Raw genomic sequence first — 1,517 nt, 5'->3', positions numbered from 1 at the left:
TTTGAATTTGCCCTTTTTACGTCAGGGCAGCCTCTAAATCGAGCATGTAGGAGGAAGGCAATGGAACACTGGTATGAATTTCTTTGAAACACTGTAAGAAGACACACAAATAGAACGCCCTTTTCAGCGCGTTAAAAAAACAGTTAAGTTCGCCATTTACCACAAAGACAGTTGACTTGATCGCTGTTCAATCCGATGGAAGTATTTGATACCTGCGGTATCATAGGAAAGAATCTTGCTGACCCCTCGGATGAATCGATAAAGATAGAACTTTATTTTTGCCAACGCATTGGAGGGGCGGGCACGTGCAAGGACGACCTGTGTGTGGCAGGTGTTTTTTTCGATGGAAAGGGAATAATGACCAATGATGCAGTTCATGATGGTATACAAGATTCGCATCGAGCTTAACGTCATCGTTCGGGTTTTCTCCAAATGAAATTCTTCTTTTTGGACGCGGAACAGCTCTTCAATTCGCCAACGGGTGATGTAGCCTTTCAGAATGCGAAGGACATCCTCCTTGCTTTTGACGGCATGGTTGGTTAACAGCTTCATCGGTTTTTCACCGTAGCCATAAACAACAATCATATTGAGGGGCGTGCCTTTTAAGACCGGCAGTTCGACCTTTATATGGCTAACCTTCAGGTTATACTCTTTTCCCTGGATTTCGGTTCTGAAATTGATTTTTCCTTTGCGGCGTTTCGCTAGGTCAGGCACCTTTATCCGTCGATTTCGGTGAAGCAGGTACCGCGTGTCCATCAATCGGGTCACGAAGAAATGACCGATGTTGTGCACATACTGGAACATCGCGTTACTGTCATACCCTCGGTCCATGACAAAAGTGGCTTTCTTTCCTCCCAGAAAAGAATGGACGGTATTAAAGCCTTTAGCTATTTCGAAATTCTGGCTCTGGAAGAGTTCTTCCCGAGAAGAATAGAGATGATTATAGAGTGGGATGGGGTGTTTCGTTTTCGGGGTAGCCATCGAGAAATTGATGGTGGTATACCCTTTTTCAATGACACTTTTGGAGCCGTCCCGCACGAGGGACAAATGTTCCATTTTCTCGGCATACGGCTTAATGATATCGGATTCGTCCACAATGATTAAAGGATCATCCGGGATCGCTGTTTTGACGGTATGTAAATAGTTTTGATGGACCTGGTTCAAATCGTCGCTCTCAAACCCATTGCGGGATAACCGTTTGATGGTGTAGATCAAATCAATGTCCTCCTCCAATGAACGAGCGATGTTTGATAACAACGTACTTTGAGATTTAGACATCCCAAATAAAATATCGCTGTAGAATTTCTTTCTTGGTTTCGGGAGACCTTTGGTCAACTTATCCGCATAAGTAAATATATTTCGTTTTGTTTGGTAGATTTCTGTAGAATTCATGGTAAAATAACCTCAGTTCCTGTTCTGTTTTTTTGTTTTGTGGTGAATCAATTATAACACGCAACAGGGTGCATTTTGTCCACAGATTTTTGCTGTGGACAGTCAAAAAGCTCGAGGCTTCCATG

General features: G+C 43.2%; 1 protein-coding gene. It reads right to left on the bottom strand.

The window, feature by feature from the left end; genetic code table 11:
• Positions 1–156 precede the first annotated feature (156 nt).
• On the bottom strand, positions 157–1,392 hold the full coding sequence (locus tag ACYQ2O_RS12210; RefSeq protein WP_459771343.1) for a transposase: 1,236 nt from the start codon (positions 1,390–1,392) through the stop codon (positions 157–159).
• Positions 1,393–1,517 lie beyond the last annotated feature (125 nt).

The sequence above is a fragment of the Alkalibacterium sp. m-11 genome (genome assembly GCF_054658155.1).
The sequence above is the reverse complement of the archived record's forward strand: the minus strand, read 5'-3'. Positions and strand labels throughout refer to the sequence as shown.